The following is a 22,113-nucleotide window of genomic DNA, read 5'->3' as shown; positions in this document are numbered from 1 at the left end:
TATAAAAACACATAACCCGCTGGCCCAATGGCGACATGCGGGCATTTGCTAATTCAACACGGGCAAAAACCAACTCAACAATAAGTTAAGTGCCTGGCACCGGATTACGATTAGATTATTAAAATTAGCATCCCTTTAAATTTTAATGTATAATTTTGTCCAATAAACAAATTACGTTTAAAATGCTCTGGAGTTGGTTACTATGAAACGCCTTATTTTAGGCGTTGTAATCGGCATATTGATGGTAACCTCCTTAGTGGGTAGCAATTATAGCCCCGGTTTCAGCCCGGAACCCCGCCGGGGCGGCGAAATTGCCGCAGCCAAAAACCGGCCCTTAAATATTCTTTATATCCCCCTCGACAACAGGCCTTTAAATTACGACAACGTGATTTCCCTGGCCGAAATAGCCGGGGTCCAACTGCTTGCCCCGCCCCCGGAGATGCCCGGCGAGGGCAGCGGACCGGCGCAAACCGATGAGATTTGGAATTGGTTTAAAGATAACGCCGGCCGGGCCGACGCCTGCGTAATCTCCCTGGACATGCTGTTATACGGCGGGCTGGCTCCTTCCCGCTCCCATGACAGAAGCAAACAGGATATATTGGAAGACATGCAACAGCTGAGGGACCTGTTGAAGGGCATAAAAGACAAAGGTACCCCGGTGTACGTCTTCGCCACCGTGATGCGATCAGCCGCCTCCAGCGCCAGCGCCAGCCAGCCCGGCTACTTTGCCCGGCACGGCGACAGCATTCTGCGCTTATCCCAGTTATCGGATTTGGCCGAGCAAAAGCTGGCATCCCCCGGGCAATTGGTGGAGATGCAAAGGGTCAAGGACTCAATTCCACCGGAAATACTGGAAAATTACCTGTCGCGCCGTGACACCAACCTGACCGCGCTGAAGGAAGCGGTGCGCCTGACTGCGGAAGGGCTGGTCAACTACCTGGTGGTGGGCCGGGACGACTGCACCCCGTATAGTTTCAGCCGCATGGATATGAGGAAGCTGGACAACGCCATAAAACAGCATGGCGTGGCGAATCAAACAGACAGCTACCCCGGCGCCGACGAGCTGGGAGCGGTCCTCCTGGCCCGGGCCGTGAATGATTTACGGAGATACGAGCCCCGGGTTTACACTGTATGGGCCACTCCCGGGGGACCGGGCATCACCGCCCTGTATGAAGATATAACACTGGGGGAAAACGTAAGCCTGCATATTAAATCCGCCGGCGGCAGGGTGGTTGACAGCCCCGGTAAGGCTGACCTGATACTGGCGGTAAACACGCCGGCAGGTAAAGTAGTCGAAGCGGCAACACAGCCTGTAGAACCGCATCCTGCCGGGCACCACCATAACCTGGCCGATCAAATAGCAAGATGGATTGGTGAGGGCAAACCTGTCGCTGTAATCGACGTCGCCTACGCCAACGGCAGCGACCGAGCCCTGATGGGCGTCCTGGCCGACCGTGCAGTGCTGCCCCGGCTGGCGGGCTACGCCGGGTGCAATACCGCGGGGAACAGTATCGGAATGGCCCTGGCTCACGGCTTATTATACATAACCGGGGAAAACGGCAGTACCGGCAAAGAGGAGAAAACGGAGGCGCACCGGGAATACCTGGTGGCAAGGCTTGTGGAGGATTGGGGATTTCAGGCGATAGTGCGGCCCGGTTTGATAGCCCGGCATTACGGGGCCAGGGGGGCGGGAACTGTTCTGGATAATGAAACGGCAACCGTTTTACAAAACAAGATTAACTCCGAACTGAACAGCTTTTTACAAGAGGAAATAAACCCTCAATTTGGCCAAAAAAACAAGGTGACTAACGTCACCCTCCCCTGGAACCGGTTGTTTGATCTCCGGTTTGAGTTGCGGGCAATGTAGCGATGCTACGAAGGATCCATCCCGCAAACAGCATAGGGGGCAAAAAACAAGAACACCCTGTATTTTATTTACCAAGGGTGTATGTAAAAAATTAACAGGTGCCTGGCACCTGTACTGCCTGGCACCTGTTTAATTGGTTTATTCCAATACTATTTCGTAAATCATATCCCATAACATGTATACAGAAACTTTATAACCGCTGTTAAGATTAGTTTTACCTAAAGTGGTGCCGCTGGTATTGTGAATATATACATTATCTTGCAAGTCGTATCTTCTCCAGCTGTTTCCTTCTACCAGGTAAATACTGTCGCCGTTAACATCCGCGCTGAAGGCCAGTTTACTAGATACCTTTTCCATAACCCTGAAAACATACCCACCGTCATCGTTTTCGATAACTTCCACCCTGTCACCAATAGCCAGGGCGCTTAATGTCGAATATACTTTACTGCCGTTTTCAACCTTGCTACCGTTGCTGAAGGACACCGTGGTGGTTTTACCGTTAAACAACTTCAGGCTTACGGTACTCCTGGTTGTATCAAGAAAAGTAACCTGACCGTAAAGCGGATTGAGCACTTCAACCGACTTCAAATCACTGCCGCTAAAAACAGCCCGCACAAGATCGCCTTTATTCACATCCGCCACGTCGGGATAAGTAATGCCGGGGATAATCAGTTCCGCGCCGTCTCGGATATATAATCGTTCACTGTCTCCTTCTTCATCCACCACATCCAGCCTGTTTAAAGAATCCCTGACTGTTTCAACCCTGCAGATCAAGGTGCTCCGAAGATCTATTTCTATTACTTTATCGCCGGATAATACCAGGTACGCATAGTCGCCTCTTCTAAGTTCGTCCACTTCGTCCCTGTTATCCTTGCTGTCAACGTCAACATTTTTTGCTATAAAGTAAGTTTCTCTGTCACCGTTATCCCTCTGGAACTCCATGATCAAACTGTCGGAATCAATGCTGGTAATTATGCCGCCAATTTTATTGTCGGTTTCCAGATAGATGATATCTCCGTTAAACAGGCGAATCTTAACATCCATATCCTTTTTTAAATCACTTAATTCTGCATCATCGTCGTCATCTACTATGATGCGCGCATTACTCAAAACGTCATAAACCTTTAATGTCCCGGTGCGGTCTTTTAGAGTTATCCGGTCGTTAGTCGTGTCAACGGCCATTACGGTGGCGGTAAAATCATTCTCAACCTGGCGCCCGGAAACGGTTATTGATGTTACCTCGCCATCATTGATTGTCGCCGAAACCGTATCCCCCTCTTGCAAATCAGAGACATAAGCGCTGGTCATACCGGAAATGTTAACCCGCACATCCGCAGGCAAACTGTAAACACACAACTTACCGTTTACTTCAAGGTTAATAAAGTTCTTATCTGTATTAAGGGTAATAATCTTACCTGTTACGGTGAGCCGTGATGCAACCTCCAGTATTTCAATGGCGATAACCTGGTCGTCTTCAATGGTTACTTTAACCCGGTCACCTGTAGTAATATCATTCAAGGTAGGCAACCTAACCCCTTGGGCGGTAACATTGACCATGCTACTCAACCTGTAAGGTTGCAACCGGTTATCACTTAATTGAAGGGTTAAAAGCCCGGTTTCCATGTCCAAGTCATATACGATCCCTTCTGTTGCTAAAGAGCTACTTCTTGATTTAACATTTATACTTAAAACATAGCCTTGCGCATCCAGTCCAACACTTACTTCATCCCCGGGCTGAAGCGCATTTAAACCCTGGGCGCTGGAGCCCACAACAGAAACGGAAGCGCTATCCGGCAAGTATAGAGTTCTTAGGTTACCTCCTGCCTCCTCCACTACAAAGGCGCTTAATTCCGGATAAACTTTTACCACCAGGCCGTTTACAGTGCTGGATACCTGCTGCCCGGTATTATAGCCGCTTGTACCCGGTAATTCATTTGATGCGCGGCTTAAAAAAGATACCATTTCCGCCCGGGTGACTTCACGGTCGGGCTTAAATGAATTATCAGGATAACCTGCTATCAGGTCATAGTCCTGGGCCACCCGAACGTAGTAAACGGCCCAATCCGGTATTTTGAAAGTATCAGTAAATACGGGCATTAATAGTTTTTCCTCGGCTTCCGCTTCTTTACCGATCATCCGCACCAGGAGCCTGGCTACCCAGGCCCTGTTTGCAGCGCTATAAGCGCTAAACTGATCTGTATCTTTGATCAACCCCTGCTGCAATGCCAGTTTAACATCATTTTCCGCATAACTGGGAACAGGAAAAGTAATTTGAGGCAATGTGCCTGATGAAGAAGTTTGCAAACCCATAGCTCTAACAGCCATGCATATTGCGTCAACCTGGCTGACGGTATTGTTGGGTCTGAAAGTTCCATCAGGATAACCGCCTATAACTCCCCTGTCCGACATTGTTTTAATTATATTCGCAGCCCAATGGTCGGGCTTTACATCGGAAAAATCAGCCCATGCCGCCCCACTAAAAAAAATAGACAGAAGCAAGGTCAACGACATAACCCATAATCCCTTGAGCAGGCTTCGATTCCTCATGATAATATTCACTCCCCTGGCATATTCTACATGTGTATTTCGACATTAAGCGTTTATGTCCTGCCAAATTCCGGTTGGGCGACATGATTTTTTCAACCCACCGGCTCGGCAGACATGCCGGGCGAACGCAAAAACCCACCGGTCTGACAGCGACCCGTGGGCTTATAAAATAATTATTTAATCTTTAAAGTACCAGGCACTAATTATAAAGTTCCACCTTAACTTAAAAAAGATAACCATGGCTTTTTAAAGGTTAACTTGCATAAATTATAGTTAATCTTTATGTTTAGTAAATCCCCTTCAGCTTTGACAATAGCCATTTGGCTGTTTAAAAGGTCGTCCTTGGTTATCATACCGCTGTCATATAAGGCTTGTGCGTTTTTTAAACCCAATTCAGCCGTGGCCAGCGCCTGCGTTGCAGATTCATAAGAAATTTCCAGGGTTTTTAGGGAATCATATAATTCTTTCATTTTTTTTCGTGTTTCAACCCTGGCCTCGTCGTAGCTTAATCTGGCTTTATCAATGTCAACTTTACCGGCTTCCTCGGGCTGTGTATATGTCCAGGCATACTTTTGCAGTTCATAGCCTTCCTTTTTGCTCCACAAATACGGGTTTTGGTCAGGGTTCATGGCTCTTATAATTTCAGCATCAAGGGATGGTATCTCCAGTTTTTCAAATTCCACCGGGGTTACTAATTTGGGCCTGAAATCATTATCTTTACCCATGATCTTGTTTAAGGCCCGGTAGGCGTTTTCAAGGTCGGACCGGGCGAATTCCAGAGCGCTTTTGGCACCCTCAAGCTCCGTTTTTTTAGCCTGCACTGTTGTGCTGGTGACCATGCCCACTTCATTCTTGATTTTTGCTTGATTGTAAGCCCGTTCGGCTATTTCCAAGGTTAACTTTGCCGCATCCAAATTTTGTTGCTTTTTAATAATATCATAATAACTTTGCGTTACCTGGATGTTAATTGCATCCTGGCTGATTTCATATGTTTTCTTTTGTATAAACGCAGCACGGTCGGCGGCCAGGGCTTGAAAAAGAGAATCATCATCCGTACCGGGTAAACTCATGAACGCCTGTTCCGTTGGTACCCATGTTTTGCTCAACATGTAACGGTGATTGTCCCACGCCGCGTCCCGGACCTTTTCAGCCCGGTCGACATCAAGCTTGGCCTGCTGAATTTTAAAACTGTTTTTAAGCGCACTGTTTATTGCATCATCGAGCGTCAGCTCAACACCGGCAGGGCTTCCCTGGTTCTGCTGGTCTTCCGCGGCAAATGAAGTAAGGGCAAAACAAAAAACCATGGCTAATGTTATTAGAGCAATAATTACATGCCGTCGCCGCAATATGACCAACCCCTTCAATTGATTAATAATTTACCTATTTAAGTATAATGGCACATATTTAGCTAGTCAAGCCAAAATAATCTACTTTAAAGTCATTGCAAGTGGCGTAGCGGCGCAGCACCCCGCACTTCGCACGTAACATAAGAAAAACCCGGGTTTATGGCCCGGGCTTTTCATTGTTTCAGTTACTTAACGAACTTGAACGTAGCGGTCTTGGTGGCATCATCCCAGGTGAGCTCTCCACCAAAGGCCATCTGGATGCCGCGCAGAGTGGCGTAGGTGTAATTGTTGATAATCTTGCCGCCCTGATCGACAGCTATCTTGGTACCGTTGATGTAAATGGCGTTTTCACCCATCGGGAAAGCAACCACTTTGCCGTTCAGCACGAAGTAAGCGGTCTTGGTAGCTTCATCCCAGCTCTTCTGCATGCCGAGGACTTCGCACAGTTTGTTGACTTGTACCAAAGTGCGACCATTTACAACTGCCACGCCTTCGTCACCAACCTTGAAGGTGGCGGTAACTTCGTTCTCATTGACAACGGTGGCGTTGGCCACAGTGGCAATCACGCCAGTGTCGTCATAGTCTTCAATCAACGTAGCAACAGTAGTATTACTGTCAGCTCCGTCAACAAGATCCCTATCAATGTAGTAAGCCTTTAGTACCACATCACCGGTCAGTGCCAGGCGGCCAGTGTCGTAGTTAATGTTGTAAATCTTGATTTCACTAGCATCGGAGCTTTCCCTGGTTACTTCCAGCGCAATGATACTGTCGTCAATGACGGTGATATCGCCGTCAAAGTTGCCCTCAACTACATCAAGTTTCGGCTTGCCGTTTAGTTCAACACCTGAGGGCAGTTCCAGTACAAGCACGTCGTCCTTCTTCAGAGCGCCGTCGCCGGCTTCCTTGATGATGATGTCACCGGCTTTTTGGTTCAGAGCTTCGGCCAGAATCGGGGTTTTTTCAGCACTCAGTGTAATGGGCTTGGCTACCACACCGATGGTTACGTCGTCGAGGTCACCGTAATCGCCACCGATGGTCAGGGTGATGTCGCCGGGCTCAACGTCGTTAGGCAGTTTAATTTCCAAATCTTCCAAAGTAAACTTGTCAGCTATACTAGTACCGCTAAATGCTACATAAAAAGCTTTGTTGCTATCATAACGTTTGACAGATGTACCATTACCTGTAACAGTAGGATCTTTAGTGAATTTACCTTTATTCAGTTTAAAGGTCATCATATCGCCGTCTTTAAAGCTTGAGCCGTCTTCAGTTTTAATCTTTATTGAAACATCCAGTTCAGTTTTTTGGCCGCTGTATGCAACAGTATCATTGTCTTCCAGCTTGTCAATCTTCGCCTTGGCATCGCCAACGGTAGCTACTACAACAGTTGTTCTGCTAATGGTGCTTGTGCTAGTGTTTATCTTAAAGTAACCACTGGATTCAACAGTGCCTTTGACGCTGCTTACACGGATTTTAATATCACCAGTCGCATCCGGATCCACGTCTAATATTGGGGTTAAAACAATATCTCCGGGGAAGATATTTGATTTTGCAGTGGGCTTAAACACAAGTGTTTCATAATCGTCATCCGTGAAATACAGAGTACCTCCACTGAAGCTTACAGCTTGCACATTGCTATCGGGAGAGCCATTAGTTTCGCTAAACTTTACACCGCTGGTCATAATGTCAAAACGAACAGCCTCATCACTGGCTAATTTCCCAGGTTGAGTCTCATATACTTTTATATCTGCACCAGTTTTATTGCTACCCTTGGTAACATTTTTCGCAGTCTTTGCGGATACAAGAACGTCACCGGAACCTGCAACCTTAGCCAATGTTACTGTATCAGACTCGCTCCATACAACCGAATTATTACTAAGAGCCCAAACTTCGATTGTAGCATCAAGATTACCGGTGAAATCCGAATCAATGTCTACAGGCATAACCTTAACAGTATTGCCGCTAGCATCTTTGTACGAAAAAGTGAACTTTGTTTCAAAAGTTGCAGTAGTGCTAGTGTCAATTAAACCCTTCAAGGTTATGCTTGATGAATCGGACTTAACATAGTAAGTAGTACCAGAACCATCAGGTATATAACCAGTCAATCCAGTAACATTTACAAAATTCTTGGTTGGATCACTACTATTATTAACATTATCTTTAGTAGGTTTGTCGGTAAATTCAACACCGGATGGCAATGTTAACTTAACCTGGATATAGGTAGCACCAGCAACGCTCATTCCACTTTTTGCGGCTACGGCAGCAGTACCTATTGCTTGTTCAGTGTCAGCAGTAACATAATTGTAGGTGCTGCTGTATTTCGTATTGTCATTGTCTGCCGCGAAGCCTGCCACCGGCATAATTACTGTGAACAGGAAGATCAGAGTAATTGCCAGTGAAATTGACTTTCTCTTCTTGAGCAAATCGGTTTCCCTCCTTGAATTAATTGATTGGTTTTTTGGGACAATTCCCTGCGGCCTTTCGACCAAGTGGTTACCTGCTTACAGTGTTGCACATCCCTCCCCCGGTTGGTTCTTAATTTTGTCTCGTGTGCCGTTCGCGCTGCTTGCGGAGGCACTTCCCTTACCCTGTTTTCCGGCGGGGAACCGTGTTTATAGAGCGGGTTATTATTGCTGTTCCCCATTTTTGCGGGTAAGGTAGACAGGAAATGCATATTCTACATGCCCCGCCAAATTTCCTGCCTGCTGAGTAAAATTATGCAGTTGTGCAACGGCAAGGTTATGCAGTGTATGTTTTACTGATTTGGATGCCTCGTCCTTGCCATCTGATTAGTTAGACACGGCAGTTCCGGAAAAAGTTCCTTGCAGGCAAATTTTTTTTACCTGTTAAATTTTAACCATTTGAACCATGGGGCAAATTGAAGTAAATTAATATAGTAGGAATGGGGGCACACCCTTGATAAACACCGGGCAATGTTCCCGAATCAACTAGATACGTAAATATAACACACTAAAATACCATATGATTATTTTTTGAAAATTTTACTCCCTTCCGGAACTTTAATGTTATTTTTATTGTCTAAAATGTAACCGGAGCGGAGGGTCGGAAGGAATGTCTTCCCTTGGACAGAACCGTCAAGCTACTGGTAAACAAATCTAAACAGGGCAGCAACGAAGCGTTTGAACAACTTGTCAAGCTATATCAAAATAAAGTTTACGCGCTTTGTTATCAACTGACCAACAGCCGGTCCGACGCCCAGGATCTTGCCCAGGAGACATTTATCAAGGCTTACAGATCCCTGTCCGGGTTCCGTAACGAAGCGGATTTCGGAACATGGATGCATCGAATTGCCGTTAACCTTTGGATAAACATCAAGCGACGCAAAAAGCCGGAAGTTTCACTGGACGCCACAATAACTACGGACAACGGCGAAATGTCTATTGACGTGGCGTCCAATGACGAAACGCCCGATGAAAAGCTGGAGCGTAAGGAATTTAACACACTGGTTAAACTGGCGCTCAATGATTTGTCCGAAGAACATAGAACTGTGCTAATACTAAGGGAAATGTACGGCTATAATTACGAAGAAATTGCGCAAATTATGGACTGCTCCCTGGGCACGGTAAAATCGAGAATAAACAGGGCGCGCCAAAGCCTGAAAGAAAAAATTTTAAGGCAAGCGCAGGCCCGGGATTTAAAGTTGCCTTACGTAAACAGGCATTGACTTTATGGCGGTGATATACATGAAATGCGACAATTACATGCAAGAATTAATTTCGGCCTGGCTTGACGGCGAATTGGACCGGGCCGAAGCCGAAACGGTGGAGAAGCACCTGGGCGAATGCACCGCCTGCCGGGAGCACCTGGCATTTTTGAAGCAGATTCAAGCGGAGTTACGCGCCTGCGCGCTGGAATTGCCCGCGCCCGAGGGTCTCTCCGCCGCGGTAATGGCCCAAATAGCCGAACCGGGGTTGCCGAGCTCTGCTCGCAATGATAAGCGCAGAACATGGCGCTTGGGAAGTATTGTGGCCAACTGGAAGCGCAGTATTGCCGCGGCTGCCGCCACTGTGCTGATTGCCTGCGGAAGTTATGCCGCTGCCACGCATTCAGGTTTGACCACGGGAATACTGGTGGCCGATAAAAATAAAACTCGGGTGGCGGAGATTAACCCTGATAATAACGGGACTGTTGCACCGGTTAACAAACCCGGGAACGATATGGAAACAGAACCGGTGGTCAATAATGGTAATCCCGGTAACCCTGGTAACCTTGATAGCACAAACAATCAGGATGGGAATGGTGTTAATAACACTCTACCTAAAACAACCGAGGATAACGGTAAACAGCCGGAAAAATTCAGCACTACTTCCACACCGGCAGTTGATGTGATGCAAACTCCGGAGCTGGTCGCCCTGCTTAGTGTTGATAAGCAACGGATTATCAAAAGTACGCTGATTAAAACCAGGGTTGAAGAGCCCGGTACCGCGCGGGAACGGGTAAATTCGCTGGCAGGGAAATATAAAGCAAGCATCCGGCTGACGGAATCACAGAACACAGCCGGAGGAAGTCTTATAGGCTATGAAATAACGGTTGACAGGAATAAAGCCGATAATTTGATAAGTGAACTTGAAACCATCGGAACACTGGTTAATAAGGATGAAAGCAGCAAGGATATCGGAGGCCAGTATAACAAGCAGGTGGAGCAGTATCAATCTCTGGCCGCTCAATTAAAGAGGAGCGATAACGTTGAAGAACAGGAAAGATTAAGTTTAAGAATGAATGAAATTGCGCAGCAGCTGAAAGCATGGGATAGTAGTGCCAGCAAGCAGACAATTGTAATCTGGCTGGAAGGCTAGTGGAAGGGATTGCCATACTTCCCTCGCAATGATAAAAACATTTGGTTTAACGAATTAAAAAGGGAGCGATATGAAATTTGCTCCCTTTTTTATTTTTATTTGTGGCACAATATCACTGTTGCAGTTGTTTGCTTACCTGGTTTAGCAGTCGGTTTAATACCGCCGCCGTTTCTGCCCGGGTAATATTTGCTTGTGGCTCAAACTTATGGCCCGCTCTCCCGCCCAGCAAGCCCGCCTGCCCGGCAGTATCCACGCTGGTGCGCGCCCAACCGGGTATGCCGCCCGCATCACGGTAATTTGGGCTTGGGTTTTTTGCATCCAATTCAACATTAAGGGCTTGGGCCAACCGGACAAACATAACCGTGGCTTCCGCCCTGGTGAGAAGTGCCCGGGGGCGAAATGTGTTGTCCTCATAGCCCGTAATCAGCCCCCGGCCGTTGGCCAGCCGCACGGAAGTTTTGGCCCATTCCGGTATATCACCGGTATCTTTGTAGCCAAGCTGCGGCATGGAATTATTTTGCCCGCCCAGCAGCCGGGTCAGCATGGCTGTAAACTCAACCCTTGTTATGGGCTGTTCGGGCCGGAAGCTGTTATCGCCATAACCTGCAAGCATGCCCCTGGAAACCAAGCTTAATATTTCCACCTCGGCCCAATGCCCGGCTATGTCGTTAAAAACCTTGCCCCGGTGATCCGGCAGTTTAACTCGCACCCCGGTAACCGCACCGGTTTTGGCATCAACTGCCACAAGCTGCACCACACCCCCATTGGGGTAATAGACAGGATAATAAAACTCACCGTTTGTTAATTTAACCGGTTCCGATCTACCGTCCGCATACCAGGCCAAAAGCTTTGACGCCGGTGTTTTTCCCTTGATAATATAAAAGTTTTCAAAAGGAATGGTTGATTCAACAAACAAGTTCAAATCGCCGGCTTCCGGGGAACTGTGAGCCTCTGCGGAAACAAGTGCCTGAAAATTATTATTCTGCCCGCGCAGAGAAACCAGGTCAACCTCTTCCCCCGGGAGCAAGTCTACTGCTTGAACCGGGTAACCATTTTTGGTTATTGACGTTTTAGAAGTTATGACGTAGTTATGGCCGGATTCCGTGCTAAGCAGACTGTCTTTCTGATTATAGGACTTGACAACCTCCCGGCCCTGGAACCCGGTTTCCGCAATGTCAACCCTTAAAAGATTACCAGTGTTTGGATTAATTATTAACCGGACCCACTGGCCCGGCGCCAGCAGCGAGGTATCCGAAACCAGACCCCAGCGGTAAACCCGGGTATCCTGGTTGAACCTGTATTGCCGGTTTACCAGGTGGTTGTCAGTAATGTATAAAGTATTTTGGCCTGCAAAATACACACGCCCGTATACACAGGTTGAATAAACCGAAAGTGCCAGCACTTTGTTGCTGCCCGGAATAATTATACCCATAACCAGGTCGCCCGGTTGCAGCGCCGAAAATGAGGCCGCTTTGTCATCCCTGAGCAGTTTTATCCCCGGTAACACCTGGTATTCATCACCGGACGTCAAGGAAAATCTCCCGCCCTTTACATCAACGGAAGCAATATCACCCACAACAACCTGGCGTTCAGCCTCCATATGATAAACCGTACCGTCCTGGCCCAGAATCAGGCGGACAGGCATACCGGGCATGATATTTTCTTTATCTCCGGGCACAGGAGCGCCAAAAGGAACTGATTCGGGATCGCCCCCGGCAATTTTATCGTTAAAAGTAACAGCCAGTTCGGAGGCAACATTAAACTTTTCTTTATTATTCAGGAGTTCCAGTTCCTGGTTATCCCAATCCAGACTTTTTACAACCCCTTCCACTTCATGACTAGATGCCAGTACCTGCCATAACTTTTGGGTAGTGGGGTTAATTGACGCTTCAATACTCGCGCCCGGCGGTATGCCAACTCCACTGGGCAGTTTAATTCCGTTAAGCTTAACAGTGTTTTTGGGATGTTCATCAATATAATACCCTCCCTCCCTATAATCGCGGTTAATCCTGACCATCATTGTGCCCGCAGCGGAGAAGAGCGCCTTGATCCCGGATGCCTGCCAGCTCCGGCCGACCGCCAGCGCAGCCTCAGGTGTATTGGACGGCCCGGCCAGGTAAATATCGGAACCGGGAAGCGGGTCTCCGGGTACAATTTTACCGTTCAGGCTGGTCTTTAAATTTCCGGGTTTGTCTATTGTTTTACCGGAAGTCAATTCCAATTTATCGTTTTCATCTTTGACGACCACGCTTTGAAGGGGCGGCTGCCCGTACACCAGGGCGAAATCCTGTTTAACCATGTTCAAAACTGATGAAGCCTTAGTATTAACCGATGTTCCATGTACTTCAATTTTATAGTTTCCGGGTACAGGATTATTGATAACTACTTGTTCAACGTTGTTTTTGCTATCCGGCACCCCGCGCCCGCTGCTGTCATTACCCAGATGTTTTTTGCCGTCCGGACTAATTACGACCAGGTCCAGATTATTAACCAGTGCTTTTTTCGCCCCCGGGGTCGCCGGGGGATCTGTCCAGGCCAGGGTGACCTTAAACGGAGTTTCAGAGGATTTAACTTTAAATTCCCTGGTCTCGATGTCCCCTTCAGCAATCCCTTTCCGGTTATCCTCCAATTCGAAAAGTTTTTGCTGCAGCGCCAGCACGGTTCCGGCCATATCCAGCAAACCAAAGCCTGCTTGACGCACATTACCATCCAGAGGCCGGGCGCCGTTGATCAACACGGCCTTAAGCAGGGCAGCCGATGGTTTGTCCAAATCCGTATAATGCTGAAAATACTCGGCCAGTAATGCCGCGCTGCCGCCTGTTACGGCTGCAGCCATACTGGTCCCCTGCAGCCTGGTATATTCTTCACGACCGGGCAGATTGCTTTCAACCAGGCTGGAGCAGGTGGAAATAATTGAAGTCCCCGGGGCCAATAGTTCAGGCTTAATTCTACCGTCACCGGTTGGACCACTGCTGGAGAAGTCCGCAACTTGCTGTGTGTTACCTGTATCATTATCAAATACCGGCCTGGGGCTGCGTGAAGCGCCGACCACCAGCGCATTTTTACTGTTGGCTTCAGACGTTAGAGTACCGTCACCGGGCCCGAAATTACCCGCCCCAAAAATTGGAATAAAATCGGGGTGTTGACGCACAAAATCGTCTATTTGACTTGCGGCGCTGGCATATTGGTTATTTTTTCTCCCCCAGCCGTTGACATGAATGCGCGCACCGGCTTCATAAGCGGGCATAAACAGGCGGGACAGGTCGTGGGGAGGTATGATATTGTCATTGGCGTCCACTATGCCCTGGAAGTATAAGCTTGCATCCGGAGCTATACCGGCGTATTTCCCGGCGGAAGCAGCCCCACTGCCTACAATAGTGCCGGCCATATGAGTGCCGTGACCGATATTATCCGCAGGCGGGTCAACCCCCGCCAGGGAGTTAATCACCAGCACCCTCGGTCTTTTACCTTTATCATTGCGCAGGTCGGGGTGTAAAGTGCCCAACTTGCCGGTATCCAGGCCACTGTCAGCCAGCCCGACAATAACATTTTTACCCGTCAGGCCGCCCGGGGTAAAAAAATTGGGTATCGCCAGCGGTCCCGCCCCGGTGATATCCCTGGCCCGGTCATTTAAAAATTCGGGCCGGTGATATTCTTCCACATATAATACCCATGGGGAGGTAGATATCTTTTTAATATTGGTAACCGGAAGCCGCACTCTAAGGTAATTATCTTGGGTGTTCGCACCATCCAAGATTACGCCGTCAAGTTCCTGCACCAGTTTAACTACGTAGGATTTATCCTCTGCTTTAACCAGGGTCAGCGTTAAATCAAGTTGTTTTGCGTTTTGTTTTATGTTTTGACCGCCTGCATCCTTACCGAAACTGCTTTGTAATTCCCCGGTCATCTTTTCTTCCGGCTGATATGTATTAATTTCTCTAATATACGGCAGTTCTTTAAGCTTGTTTGCCGTTTCCGCTCCGGTGCGCACCATCATGAAAACGCCGTCAAGCTGCCTCATCCAATCAACTTTTCTTGCTAATTCAGCCCTTTCGCTGTCACTGAGCGAGCGTTCCAGTTTCAGGGTATACAATTCTAATTTACTGTCTGACATGCTGCCAGATGTGCCATCCAATGTGCTATCAACGGTCCCGCCGGCTTTTTCCGAGTCACCCGAGTTCGGGTTAATGACGGTTTGCCAGTTGATCAAGAAAAAAGCCAATAATGATAACGCAACTACAACTATCGTTTTTTGGGGATTTAGCGTAAACACCACCCCTTTCCGGCTATTATTTTCTCCATAAATCGCTATACTTGTTTCATTTTCTATAATTTATGCTGTAAATCCTTTTATTAAATCAGTTAATATTTAATATAATTAACTAACTTTTTTTAAAAAGGAATACATATTATATTTACGGGCAGATATGATCCGGCAGGAGGAATGAATTGCAAAACTTTACGCTTGCCCGGTTCGAGAATACCCAGGAGAGCAGCTTCTGTTTTTGGCTGCAATATACCGCTGTCTGGTATATAAAATGGCTTTCCGTCCCAACTGCCCGCCCCGGCAAAAACGCCCCCCCGGGGGTTTAGCAATAGGGCAACCCTTTGTTGGGACTCTATGGTTATGCTGTATACCACTCCATAGTTACCGGGATTTCTTGTATAAAGTACATTTTGGCCGCTGGTCACATCCTTGCCGTAAAGGAATGCATCATCCTTCCCGTCCGCTATAACAATCCTTGAGGGCTGTTGATTAAAATCAGGTATTTTCACAGTCATGTTTCGGCTGGGCAGTTGAAAGGTGCCTCTCGTATGGGTTTGATCCCGGGGAAGCACAGGTAGCTGTTCATAATCATTTATGGGGTCTTGTTTCCCTACGGCAACGATGGCAAAGGTTAAATAGCTGTCCGAACTAACATCAAAAATCCCGTGCACGGTCTGCCCGGGCTTTATTGGGTTATTAGCATCCTTGTTTAATATAATTTTTTCCCCCGGCTGCAGTTCCAAGGAATATGAATCGGATTGATCAAACCCCAAAAAATTGTAGGCAGCCAAACGGCCCACATCCATTGGGTTTGACGGACCCGCCATACCTTGTCTTTTTACCCAAAGCGTGGCAGGCCTGGAGCCGTTATTGATCGCCAGTAAATAGACACTTTTGGGCTGGTTTGCGCCGTTAAGGTGGTGATAAAGGATCCGGTTGTTACCCGTAACCTCATCTCTGTACAGAACACCGTCTCTTGTAAATGTTTCCGGGCAATTACTAATAATTACACTTTCTTTCTTCATGGTTACCACCCGGCTTAATATTTTCATTTCCAGCACCGGTAGATGAGAGACATCCAGAGCCTTGCCAAGGACAGGGTGGTTAAAATAATATGCCAGTTGATCCATTTCCACCTGGTCGGTAATTTTAATAATCTGGCTATAGGGTTCACTCCAGGCGCCGTTGCTGTCCTTGACCGTCAGGGATACTTTGTATTCACCCTGTTTAAAATATGCGTTTTCCCGGCCTTCCCATTTTCTTTCAATAATTGCATCGCCGTCGGGATCGTAGCTTTCATCTTCATATGCTATCGTTTCGCCCTGGGCATATGTATCTTTTGGCAATTTAAACAAAGCAACGGGACGCTGATTGGGAGGAGGTAATTTTTTAATCTGGATTTCTTTTGTATTTGTATTATAATTTACTTGATAATTCAGGTTTTGCGCCAGAAATCGCAAAGGAACCATTGTAGTACCGTCTTGTATCAATGTTACAATATCAGTAGTGCTTGAGGTGCCGTTAATATAGGCTATATTATTATGCGTATCAATTTGTATAGATTGTTTTTCATTCATCTTTAGGTTAACAATACCGGTATACTGTTCCCAGGAAACAGTACCCCCAAAAATTTCGGAAATTACACGCAGGGGCACCATAGTAACCCCTTCATGGACAGTTGGAGCTATTTGCATCTCATGCGCCTGTCCATCAACATAATAGTTGGTATCCCCCAGTTTCATTTCAACACTGTTTGCTTGCGGGTTGGCCAGGGCAATGCCGGGATAGCCCACTAAAAAAATCATAATTAATGTCCATTTCTTAAAAACATTCACAATAGCACAACCTCCCAAAAAAAATAACTGTAGCTTCCTCGCAAGATGTTTGTAGTTAACCCTTGCAAAATAGTGCCAAACCACTACTTTCACAACGCTAAGGGGGCATAGCTTGGGGATATGACGGGCCAGGGACCGCATCCAGTGTCTCACTTCTCCAGAAATCCGCCGGATCGCCTGCCGCTGTAGTTTTTTTTGCGGTTAACTCACAATTGTTTTTGTTATAGACGTTTGTTTTTTTTGTTTTGTTCCGGCTATATGCACAAAAAAAATAGGGACAGGCATCTTTTCAAAAAGCGAAAAATAGCCTGTCCCTTTTTTATCTATCAGCCGTCGTTAATTTTTGCCTGACCGCTTTGCTGATCAACCGCCGCTTGTGCTGGGCGTTCAGCACGTTGAGCATGGTCAGCGCCCTGCCGGTGCCGATGGCCACGCAGGAGAGCGGGTCTTCGGCCACGAAAACGTTCAGCCCGGTTTCCCTGGCCAGCAGCGTGTCGAGGCCGTGCAGCAGCGCCCCGCCGCCGGTGAGCACGATACCCTTGTCCACGATGTCCGCGGCCAGTTCCGGCGGCGTTTGTTCCAGCACTTCTTTGACCGTGCTCACGATCAGGGCAAGGTTGTCACTAATCGCTTCATGGATGTGATCGCTGGTAATGGTTATTTCCTTGGGCAGCCCGTCCACCAGGTCCCGGCCCCTCACCTGCATCCGGGCCGGCGCGCTGCCGTCGGGGTAGGCGTTGGCTATCTCCATTTTGATTTCCTCGGCGGTGCGCTCGCCAATGGCCAGGCTGAGTTCCCGGCGAACGTATTTTACAATGGCTTCATCAAATTTGTCACCGCCCACCCGGAGGGACCGGCTGATCACGATACCCCCCAGGGAGAGCACGGCCACGTCGGTAGTTCCGCCGCCGATGTCCACCACCATGGTTCCGCCGGGCTGGGAGATGTCAAGCCCGGCGCCCAGCGCCGCGGCCAGGGGTTCCTCGATCACAAAAGCCTGGCTGGCGCCCGCCTGAATTGCGGCCTGTTTTACCGCCCGTTCCTCCACCCCGGTGACATTGGCGGGTATGCATACCATCACCCGTGGTTTGAAAAGCAATCTTTTTCCGTTGGCTTTATCAATAAAGTAGCGCAGCATTTTTTCCGTGACGTCGTAATCGGCAATCACCCCGTCGCGCAGGGGGCGGGTGGCCACAATGTTGCCCGGGGTGCGGCCCAGCATGCGCCTGGCCTCCGAGCCCACCGCGATTACTTTACCCGAGTTTTTATCGATTGCCACCACCGACGGCTCCCTTAATACTATACCTCTTCCCTTCACATATACAATTATATTGGCTGTGCCCAGGTCAATCGCAATGTCGGTACTCATGCGGAACATGAACTTGTCCCCTTTCAGGATTGTTTCGCAGGTGCCTGCCCTTTTGGTCGTTAGTCGTTAGTCGTTGGTCGTTGGTATTATTAACTATTGGGCAGGCTGACGTTGATTATTTCTACTTGTTGGGACAAATTCCTCCAAGTTCTGCTATTTTTGTTAGTTATTTTGACGATATTTTTTTCTGGTGGCTTCTCCCCCGCGCAGGTGTCGTTCCGATTTATTGAAATCCAGTACTTTCTTTACCTGGTTGGCAAGTTCCTTGTTCAGCGACGGCAGCCTCTCCGTCATGTCCTTATGTACCGTGCTTTTGCTTACTCCGAACACCTGCGCGGCCTGGCGCACGGTGGCCTGGGTTTCCAGGATGTAGGTGCAGATTTCCAGAACTCGCTTTTGGATGTACTCCTGCATTGCCTTACCTCCCCGGGCATTTGTACATTATATGCAGGGGGAGGGTAGAAATGCTTTTGAACTTTCTAAGAAAATTCAGGATAAGTTGTTTAACATTAATCGCAAAATAGAACCCGCATTAATTTCATTTGAATATAAGGATCAATACCAAGCAGCCAGCGCCTCAGCCACTCGCGGTACTTTTCCAGGGGGTCGATATCCCGCAATCTTTTGCCAAAGGGCCACATAAATTTATCCTCCTTTTTAATTTTACCGGAGATAAATTTATTGTGGCCCGTTTATTCGATTTAATTCTCCCTTTTTATATCTTGCGCGGCCAAGCAGTGTGGTAATTAAAGATATTTTAGTTTTGGGAAATGAAGCACCGTTTTTAGTGCAAACGGGAGTTTCAATCTTTCAACACCCGGTACAAATTCTGAATACTGACGCCGGTATAATAATGCTTCAGGATCTGCCGGTAATCGTAACCGTGCTCCGCCATGCCCTTGGCGCCGTACTGGCACATGCCCACCCCGTGACCGTATCCGATCGTTTTGAAAGTGATTTTGTCGTCCTTGAGCTGCCAGGTAAAGTTGGTGGAGCGCAGGTTCAGCTTTTGCCTTACCTCCGTGGCGGGCAAGGGCTTGTCCCCCACCAGCAGCGTTTTGGGGCGGCCGGTGGAGGTGCTCTCCATAACCCGGATCATCTTATTGCTGCCCGTGGAAACCGCTACCGCGTGCAGATCGACGCCCAGGGCTTTTTCCACCCCGCCCAGGGTGAGGGTTACCTGCCGCTCCGGTTCCGGATCGGCGTCGTAGGGGCAGGCCACGCTGCGCAAATATGGGACCTCGAATTTCCATACATCTTCGGAATTTTCCGTGCGCCCGCCGCAGGATGCGTGGAATACCGGGTCGATGGGCTGGCCCCGGTAAGTGATGATTTCACCCGCCGTATCGTCCACAGCCATGCGAATTTTATAGTAATAGCGGTAGTAATTGACCGTACCCCAGCGTTTTTTCATTTCCTCCCGGGAAATCCAGGCCTGGGCGTGGTTTGGATCGTCACAGGTGTCGGCGCCCGGGTGGCTATTGTTCATCACGCCGCCGGCCACCATGCGCTTGTATATGTAGGTCCGGGCCGCCACCGCCTGGGCCATGAGCGCCTGGGAGGGGAATTCGGCGGGCATTTCGGCGGCCACCACGCCGGTGACGTAATCCTCCAGCGGAATCAGTTCAACCTCGCCGGTGGCGTGCCTGTACAGGCGCACAATGGTGCCCTCGTCCCGCACGGGCATCTCCATTATACGGTCGACCACCCAGGGCAGCCCCAGGGCCAGCAGCAGCGCCAGGATCAAGGTAATAAGAAAAATTCTACGCATAAGCCTTCACCCTTTATAACGCCTGTTCCAACATTATATGCCTCGCAACAGGCAATTATTACCTATTATTTCCTTTCGGGGTGAGGCTTAAACTTTTTCCGGGGCCATAACGGGGTAAGCGCCGAGTGCTTGAGCTTGAAAGAACAGGGCACCTGGTATATAGTTTAGGTGTAGTTATTATAGACACAAAACCAGTAAGATATGAATACTGCTTCAGTAAAAGTAATTTTTGTTATATGGGAGTAACGGGGTGAAGTAGATTGGCAAAAAGGTTGAACAAATTTTTAAAAGCCGATATCGAGCGGGGGTTTATCCTTGCTTACTACGAATTGGTCAAGGGTTGTTCGGTCAGCCTGGACAAGCCGGGGGAAAACTTTATGCCGGTAGTGGCTTTTGCCCATAAACCGGGAGAAATTTACGGCATGGATTTCTCAAGCACTTATCACTTCGCGGAAAAAGAAAAACCCCAAACGAGGTTGCGCCGGGTAAGAAGGAAAATTGACGAATTGCAGCGCTTTGTCAAATTTATGGAATCTCAGTGGGAAATGGAACACCGGTTGGTTTATGAAATCTGGTGTTTCTTGCGGCCTAACAGATTTGTTACCGAAACCGTAGATGCTGCAAGAAAAGAGGGCTTGCCCGTGGAACTGGTGGACCTGGATCAGGTGCATGAGAGAATCAGGCAGGTGGCCATGTTGGAGCCAATGAATCAGGATGTTATTTATGAGAACGCGTTCCTGTGGGCGGCCAGGCTTTTCCGGGAAGCCGGCGCCTGGAAATAGCCTGCAGCCGTTTTGCATAAATCAAAATGTTTCGCTCATTCAAACGCACCTCATTACCATGTTTTAACTTTATTATAACCTATCCGCAAAGAGCGCACAAGGTGCCAATTTAAAAAGGCCGGTGTTGGTGCTCCATTCGTTCCGGAAATCCACCGGATCGCCTACCGCTGTTATGTTTATGCAGTTAAACCACCTCTTCTATTTCCGCCCCCAGGCCCCGCAGTTTTTCCACCAGGCGCTCGTAGCCCCGCTCGATGTGGTGGACGTTGCCCACCACGGTTTCCCCCCCGGCGCGCAGGCCGGCCAGCACCAGGGCGGCCCCGGCCCGCAGGTCGGTGGCCTTGACGGGCGCGCCGCTCAGCCCGGCCGGTCCCTGGACAACGGCGTTGCGGCCCACCGTTTTAATTTTCGCCCCCATGCGCCTCAATTCGCTCACGTGCATGAAGCGGTTTTCGAATACGGTCTCGGTAATAATTCCCGTACCCCTGGCCCCGGTCATCAGCGCCATCATCTGGGGCTGCATGTCCGTGGGAAAGCCGGGGTAAGGCATGGTCTTGACGTCGACGGCCCGGTACTCGTCCCGGCCGGTGACCCGCAGCCCTTCGGATTCCTCGTAAACCATGATGCCCATTTCATTCAATTTAGCCACCACGGGCTTGACGTGGTCCAGGATAACGTTTTGCACAAGCACATTTCCGCCGGTGATGGCTCCGGCCAGCAGGAAGGTGCCCGCTTCGATGCGGTCCGGTATCACCGGGTGGGTGACTCCGTGCAGTTCTTTTACGCCGTTGATCCTGATCACCTTGGTTCCGGCGCCCTTGATTTGCGCGCCCATGGCGTTTAAAAAGTTGGCCAGGTCCACCACTTCGGGCTCTTCGGCGGCGTTTTCGATAATTGTTTGCCCTTCCGCCAACACGGCGGCCATGATGATGTTTTCGGTCGCCCCGACGCTGGGAAAATCCAGGTAAATCCGGTTGCCCCGCAGGCCGTTGGGGCCCACTTCGGCCCGCACGCTGCCGTAGCCGTGCTCGATGCGCGCGCCCAGCGTGTGGAATCCCTTCAGGTGCAAATCCACGGGCCTGCTGCCGATGGCGCAGCCCCCGGGCAATGATATGGTCGCTTGTCCCGTGCGAGCCAGCAGCGGCCCCATCACCAGGAAGGAGGCCCTCATCCGGCGCACAATTTCGTAGGGAGCCTCCGTGCAAGGTCTTTCCGGAGGATGAATCACCAGGGTGCTGCCGCTGCGATCAATCCTGGCGCCCAGGTGCTCCAGCACCAGGCAGATTGTGTGCACGTCGACCAGGTCCGGTATATCTTCCAGGGTGCACGGAGTAACGGGAAGCAGGCAGGCGGCGATAATGGGCAGCACGGCGTTCTTGGAACCGCTGACCCGCACGCTGCCGTTAAGGGGCCTGCCGCCCCGGATGACCAGGTTCTTCACCGTACACCTCCCATACCGGCATATATTACCTATTGTTACCAGTTTGTGCCCCGGACATACTTTATGTATCTAAC

Annotated in this window: 14 protein-coding genes; 4 read left to right on the top strand and 10 right to left on the bottom strand. The window is 49.0% G+C overall.

From position 1 onward, the window contains the following. Window positions 1-202: 202 nt before the first annotated feature. Window positions 203-1,867 (top strand): DUF4127 family protein, encoded by a 1,665-nt coding sequence (locus IT084_RS01035; protein WP_195710296.1) that lies wholly within the window; start codon window positions 203-205, stop codon window positions 1,865-1,867. A gap of 138 nt (window positions 1,868-2,005) precedes the next feature. Here IT084_RS01035 and IT084_RS01030 read toward each other — a convergent pair whose 3' ends face one another. The 3 genes from IT084_RS01030 to IT084_RS01020 form a co-directional block, all read right to left on the bottom strand. Next, window positions 2,006-4,414, bottom strand: a complete 2,409-nt coding sequence (locus IT084_RS01030) for an S-layer homology domain-containing protein (RefSeq protein ID WP_195710294.1) — start codon at window positions 4,412-4,414, stop codon at window positions 2,006-2,008. Window positions 4,415-4,632: 218 nt separating this feature from the next. Next, window positions 4,633-5,760, bottom strand: a complete 1,128-nt coding sequence (locus IT084_RS01025) for a TolC family protein (protein ID WP_195710292.1) — start codon at window positions 5,758-5,760, stop codon at window positions 4,633-4,635. Between the two features lie 185 nt (window positions 5,761-5,945). After that, window positions 5,946-8,180 carry a copper amine oxidase N-terminal domain-containing protein gene (locus IT084_RS01020; protein ID WP_195710290.1) on the bottom strand — a complete coding sequence of 745 codons (2,235 nt, stop codon included), beginning with the start codon at window positions 8,178-8,180 and terminating at the stop codon, window positions 5,946-5,948. A gap of 659 nt (window positions 8,181-8,839) precedes the next feature. Between IT084_RS01020 and IT084_RS01015 the strand changes: the two genes are divergently transcribed. Further along, window positions 8,840-9,442 (top strand): sigma-70 family RNA polymerase sigma factor, encoded by a 603-nt coding sequence (locus IT084_RS01015; RefSeq protein ID WP_195710288.1) that lies wholly within the window; start codon window positions 8,840-8,842, stop codon window positions 9,440-9,442. A gap of 19 nt (window positions 9,443-9,461) precedes the next feature. Next, window positions 9,462-10,574, top strand: a complete 1,113-nt coding sequence (locus IT084_RS01010; RefSeq protein WP_195710286.1) for a zf-HC2 domain-containing protein — start codon at window positions 9,462-9,464, stop codon at window positions 10,572-10,574. Between the two features lie 112 nt (window positions 10,575-10,686). On the opposite strand, the gene IT084_RS01005 is transcribed toward IT084_RS01010, so the two are convergent. The 6 genes from IT084_RS01005 to spoIID all read right to left on the bottom strand — a co-directional run bounded on the left by IT084_RS01005 (window position 10,687) and on the right by spoIID (window position 19,816). Next, window positions 10,687-14,847 carry a S8 family serine peptidase gene (locus IT084_RS01005; RefSeq protein WP_195710284.1) on the bottom strand — a complete coding sequence of 1,387 codons (4,161 nt, stop codon included), beginning with the start codon at window positions 14,845-14,847 and terminating at the stop codon, window positions 10,687-10,689. A 119-nt stretch (window positions 14,848-14,966) separates the two neighbouring features. Then, the gene (locus IT084_RS01000; RefSeq protein ID WP_195710282.1) at window positions 14,967-16,676 is read right to left on the bottom strand and encodes a copper amine oxidase N-terminal domain-containing protein; all 1,710 of its coding nucleotides are present in this window, start codon (window positions 16,674-16,676) and stop codon (window positions 14,967-14,969) included. A 319-nt stretch (window positions 16,677-16,995) separates the two neighbouring features. Then, on the bottom strand, window positions 16,996-18,054 hold the full coding sequence (locus tag IT084_RS00995; protein WP_195710280.1) for a rod shape-determining protein: 1,059 nt from the start codon (window positions 18,052-18,054) through the stop codon (window positions 16,996-16,998). A 153-nt stretch (window positions 18,055-18,207) separates the two neighbouring features. Continuing rightward, the gene (gene spoIIID, locus IT084_RS00990; RefSeq protein WP_195710278.1) at window positions 18,208-18,459 is read right to left on the bottom strand and encodes a sporulation transcriptional regulator SpoIIID; all 252 of its coding nucleotides are present in this window, start codon (window positions 18,457-18,459) and stop codon (window positions 18,208-18,210) included. A gap of 95 nt (window positions 18,460-18,554) precedes the next feature. Further along, window positions 18,555-18,686 carry a hypothetical protein gene (locus IT084_RS18455; protein ID WP_279327789.1) on the bottom strand — a complete coding sequence of 44 codons (132 nt, stop codon included), beginning with the start codon at window positions 18,684-18,686 and terminating at the stop codon, window positions 18,555-18,557. Between the two features lie 161 nt (window positions 18,687-18,847). Further along, a complete protein-coding gene (gene spoIID / locus IT084_RS00985; RefSeq protein ID WP_195710276.1) occupies window positions 18,848-19,816 on the bottom strand; it encodes a stage II sporulation protein D in 969 nt (322 codons plus the stop codon). A 260-nt stretch (window positions 19,817-20,076) separates the two neighbouring features. On the opposite strand from spoIID, the gene IT084_RS00980 reads away from it, so the two are divergent. Then, window positions 20,077-20,598, top strand: a complete 522-nt coding sequence (locus tag IT084_RS00980; RefSeq protein ID WP_243276632.1) for a hypothetical protein — start codon at window positions 20,077-20,079, stop codon at window positions 20,596-20,598. Between the two features lie 184 nt (window positions 20,599-20,782). On the opposite strand, the gene murA is transcribed toward IT084_RS00980, so the two are convergent. Beyond that, a complete protein-coding gene (murA, locus tag IT084_RS00975) occupies window positions 20,783-22,039 on the bottom strand; it encodes a UDP-N-acetylglucosamine 1-carboxyvinyltransferase (RefSeq protein ID WP_195710275.1) in 1,257 nt (418 codons plus the stop codon). Between the last annotated feature and the right edge of the window lie 74 nt (window positions 22,040-22,113).

The organism is Desulfallas sp. Bu1-1 (assembly GCF_015594625.1).
In the GTDB taxonomy this organism is placed as follows: Bacteria; Bacillota; Desulfotomaculia; order Desulfotomaculales; family Desulfallaceae; genus JADNRQ01.
Note: the sequence above shows the minus strand (reverse complement) of the source record. Positions and strands in the feature narration are given on the sequence as shown.

Bases quoted from the DNA above. Each gene is read 5' to 3' on its own strand.
- IT084_RS01035 (WP_195710296.1), top strand. From the start codon at position 203: ATGAAACGCCTTATTTTAGGCGTTGTAATCGGCATATTGATGGTAACC.
- IT084_RS01030 (WP_195710294.1), bottom strand. From the start codon at position 4,414: ATGAGGAATCGAAGCCTGCTCAAGGGATTATGGGTTATGTCGTTGACC.
- IT084_RS01010 (WP_195710286.1), top strand. From the start codon at position 9,462: ATGAAATGCGACAATTACATGCAAGAATTAATTTCGGCCTGGCTTGAC.
- IT084_RS00995 (WP_195710280.1), bottom strand. From the start codon at position 18,054: ATGTTCCGCATGAGTACCGACATTGCGATTGACCTGGGCACAGCCAAT.
- spoIIID (WP_195710278.1), bottom strand. From the start codon at position 18,459: ATGCAGGAGTACATCCAAAAGCGAGTTCTGGAAATCTGCACCTACATC.
- IT084_RS18455 (WP_279327789.1), bottom strand. From the start codon at position 18,686: ATGTGGCCCTTTGGCAAAAGATTGCGGGATATCGACCCCCTGGAAAAG.
- spoIID (WP_195710276.1), bottom strand. From the start codon at position 19,816: ATGCGTAGAATTTTTCTTATTACCTTGATCCTGGCGCTGCTGCTGGCC.